This is a genomic window from Streptomyces sp. NPDC059003, from assembly GCF_042740445.1.
Lineage (GTDB): Bacteria > Actinomycetota > Actinomycetes > Streptomycetales > Streptomycetaceae > Streptomyces.
Genome location: NZ_JBHYJH010000355.1, coordinates 1 through 4,000 on the forward strand (window position 1 = coordinate 1; position 4,000 = coordinate 4,000).

The 4,000-nt window shown below is 69.8% G+C and carries 2 protein-coding genes and 1 pseudogene; all 3 read right to left on the reverse strand.

Features of this window, described 5'->3' with window-relative positions; genetic code table 11:
• Nucleotides 1-182: 182 nt before the first annotated feature.
• Nucleotides 183-1,925 (reverse strand): ABC transporter ATP-binding protein, encoded by a 1,743-nt coding sequence (locus ACFWZ5_RS45290; protein WP_384893045.1) that lies wholly within the window; start codon nucleotides 1,923-1,925, stop codon nucleotides 183-185.
• A gap of 42 nt (nucleotides 1,926-1,967) precedes the next feature.
• A pseudogene (locus ACFWZ5_RS45295) lies at nucleotides 1,968-2,947 on the reverse strand (ferritin-like domain-containing protein); the annotation flags it as partial.
• A 13-nt stretch (nucleotides 2,948-2,960) separates the two neighbouring features.
• Nucleotides 2,961-4,000, reverse strand: a 1,040-nt coding sequence (locus tag ACFWZ5_RS45300) for a hypothetical protein (protein ID WP_384893042.1), incomplete at its 5' end; no start/stop codon positions are given.

A 4,000-nucleotide genomic window follows, 5' to 3' on the forward strand; every position in this document is an offset into this window, starting at 1 on the left:
CGCCAGCCACAACAAGATCATCTCGCCCGTGACCAGCCGCTACGGGACAACCTTTTAGCAGTCCGCAACAGCTCGCAGCAGCCTGTTCCCTGACTTCGGCTTCGCAGAGATGCTCGGCCGAGGGGTCGACGCGATATCCCGGTACCGGGCCGTGCGACGGGGTGGGGGTACCCGGCACTACGTCAACGGTCGTGCCCCGGTGAGCCGTCTGCCACCAGCACGGCTGGCGTCCGGGACCGGGGTGGGCGGGTGGCCTCGGGCTGGATGGCTGGCCCGATCGCGACGGTGTGGCGGATGTGAGGGAGCGCTGAGAGGCGGTGGGTGGCCACGACGACCGGCCGCGTGACTGCCAGCTGGTCGAGGACGTGCAGGACGCGCTGTTCGCCGACTTCGTCCAGGTGCGAGGTGGGTTCGTCCAGCAGGAAGAGGTCGGCGTCGGTGAGCAGGGCGCGGGCGATCGCCAGGCGCTGCCGCTGGCCGCCGGACAGATCGATGCCGCGGCCCAGCGCGGTGTCGAGGCCGTGGGAGAGCCGTGCCACAGCCTCGTGCAGTCCCATCGACTCCAGGGCGTCCCATAGGTCTTCGTCGCGCCGGTCGTGGCCGCAGCCCATGGTCAGGTTCTCCCGCACGGTGCCTTCCAGCACTGTGGGCTGCTGCTCGACATAGACGACGCGGCGGCGCAACTGTGCGAGCTGCCATGAGCCGACTTCGCGTCCCAGTACGTGGATCTGCCCCGTGTCGGTGTGCGTGAAGCGGCCGATCAGTGTGAGTGCGGTGGTCTTGCCTGTCCCTGATGGGCCGGTGAGTGCGGTCAGGCCCGTGGCTGGGACGGTGAAGGATACGTCGAGCAGGGCCGGACCGGCTCCGGGATGAGCGAAGGTAACGTTCTGGAAGACCACGGCCGGATGACCGGCGCCAGGAGTTGCTCGTGCGGGACTCAGAGGTGGGTCGGCCCGCTCCTGCGCGAGCGCCAGCAGAGTGGTGAGACGCTCACGCGCGGCCCGGCCGGCGTTGACGTGTCCGATGCCGACGGCGGCAATGGTGACCGGGCAGGCGAGGAAGAGCAGGAGGAAGAAGAACGCGTTGAAGGTGGCAAGCGACAGCCCGCCCATGGCGACGCGCCCTGCCGCGGCCACGATCACTACCACGAGGGCGAGTTGCTGGCCCAGCCCCACCAGTGGTCCGATGAGTGCCTGGAGCCGGGACGCGGTGACGCAGACGGCGCCGAGCTCGGCCGCGGCGTCCCCGAGCGCCCTCACCGTGGCCGCTTCGTGGCGGTACGCTTTGATGCTGGTGAGCGCGGACAGGTGCGCGATGAGGCGTTGTCCCAGGTCGGCCAGGGCTGCGAGCTGGGCACCGGCCACGCGACGCGTGCGGGTGAGCACTCCAGCCAGTGGTGCGCCGACCAGGACCAGAACGCAGACGGCCAGCAGGGCGAGACGACCGTCCAGACAGGCCATGGCCATGAGCGTGGCGGCGGTGCCGAACGCGGCGACCGGAAGGTGGACCACGGCGGCTTCCATCCCTGCCCGTACCTGCGCACAGTCGGAGGTGATCCGCGCGCTGATGTCGCCGGTCCCTCGGGCCCGTACGGCGGACAGCGGAAGCCGCACCACATGGTCGATGACCTGGCGCCGCAAGCGCAGCACCAGTTGTTCCCCGGCCCTGGCGAGCAGCCATCCGCATCCGCCTTGGGACACCGCCGCACCCAGAGCGGTCACGACGAGCCGCAGCACCGGGACGGTAACCGGGTCGTTCCGGGTGAGGGCGGCTGTCACGTCCTTGATCATCCACGGCAGGGCGAGACCGGCCCCGATGGAGCACCAGGCGAGGGCGGCGGCACAGCCCAACTGTGTACGGCTGCCGTGCAGTAGTCCGGCCACGCTCAGGCCCCCTTGCGTGACCGGTGCGGCTGGTGTGCTCACGGATCGGCGCCGAGGGAGGTCATCTCGCTGACCTCCCTCGGCCCGCGCCTGGTCCTCGGCCGCGAACCGTTCGGCGACCTCCTCGTCTTTGCGCATCAGCAGGCCCAGATCGGTGTCCCGGGCGTCCCCGTCACACAGCTCGGCGCAGGTCTCCTGCACCTCGGGGCTCCACAGCCCGATGTCCCGCACACAGAGAACGATCCGGGAGAACAGGGTACACCGCAGTTCTCCAGCACTTCGGTGCCGCGCAGCCGATCGCGCATCAGGTGGCAGCCCCCGATGACGAACACCTCACGGCCAGTTCGGTCGCGCTCAGCTGCCGGTAGTGGTCCCGCAGCACCATCCGGCTGAAGGCCACGTGCCGGGCCTCGTCCTGCATCACGTAGGCGAGGAGCTGACGCGGCAGGGGTTTGCTGGTGGTGTCGCCCAACAGTCCGAACGCGGCCAGCGCCAGTCCCTCGATGAGGACCTGCGTGCTCAGGTAGGGCATGTCCCAGCGGGAGCCGCGCAACGTGTCGTCGAGCGGCGCGCAGGCTGTCATTGACCGGGTAGTTCATCGACAGCTTCTCTGACAGGAACCGGGAGAAGATCTCGACGTGCCGGGCCCCGTCCATGGTCTGGGTCGCGGCGCAGAACTTGGCATCCAGCTCGGGTGCGCTCTGCACAATGCGGGCAGAACAGATCATGGCCCCTTGTCCCCCGTGCAGGAACTGGCTGAACTGCCAGGCGGCGTAATGCGTGCGCAGTTCCTGCCGGTCGGCCGGACCGAGCCGGTCCCAGTGGGCGGTGCCGTGCAGCGGCAGCACCTCGTCCGGGGTGCCGAGCGGGTCGGCCGGGTCGACCTCCACGTTCCAGTCGATCCGCCGCACGGCGCCCCATTGACAGTCCTTGCCGCGCTGGTACAGCGCGAGCAGCCGTTCCCTTCCCCCGTCATCCCTCCAGGTGAAGGCGGCTTCTCCGCCGACGGGCACGGTCCAGAGCGGGTCCCGGAAACAGGTGCTGCGGGGGTCTGCACGGGCGATCTCCTCGGGCAGGTCACAGAGGCTGGTCAACGTGGTCGGGGGTGTAGTCGACGGATTGCGCGTAGGCGTCCAGCAGTCCCTGGAGCGGCTGCTCGGACAGGCCGGGCTTCCACAGTTCCACGGCCATCTCGCCGTGGTAGAGCATCGGCCAGCGGACGTAACACCGTGGGTCCAAGGGGTCGTTGACGGCGTGTGACCTGGTCACGGTGTCGGCGGCGACCTCGGCCATGAGGTCGGTGCCGCAGCCGAAGCCGTACGGATACAGCTCACGGTGGGGCGGCACGGACTCGATGACGGCCGGATCGGCGTGCCGTACTCCGACGTGGGCGTGCACACCACCGCGGATCGCGGGGACCTCACGTTCGCCGTCCGGATCGAGCGCCCAGCTTCCCGAGGCGGTACGGCTGACCCGGACCGTGGGTGCGGCGGCCAGGAACGCGCAAACCTCCCACGCCTCCACCGAGGGGCCCTTGACGTCGTGCCCCTCCGGAGCGAGCACCTGAAGGTGCCCGTCCACCGGCTTGGGCGCGAGGACGGTGACCTCGCCCCGGCGCAGTGCGCGTTTGTCGACGTCCCAGCTTCCAGAGGCGGTGACCACCACTGCCTCCAAGTCCGGGTCGTAGACGAAGAGCATGCCCTCGCTCATCCGCCTCCAGCCTAGGAACTCCTGGTACAAGGCGGCGAGTTCATGGGAGACGTAGCGGTCCACGCGCTCCGGCTCGGGCAGCAGGCCGAGGCGGCCCATCCGGTGGCCGGCCGCCGCCAGGTGCTCGGGGGCACACGTGGCGGCCCAGGCGGAGGCGGGCAGCGCGTCCGGAAGCACGTCGTAACGGTCGCCGACCTCATGGGCACAGGCGGCGCTGACCAGTCGGTCGCGCATCCGGTCGGCGAGGTCGGTGGTCTCGGTCGGGTGCCCGCCCTCCAGAGTGATCAACGTGGCTTCCCGTACGTGCCGGTTGACCAGGACCACCCGGGGAGAGGCCATCCGTGCCATCGTAGCCCTGCCGATCTCGACCACCGAGCTGTGCGCCAAGTCCCCAAGCTCCTCATGCA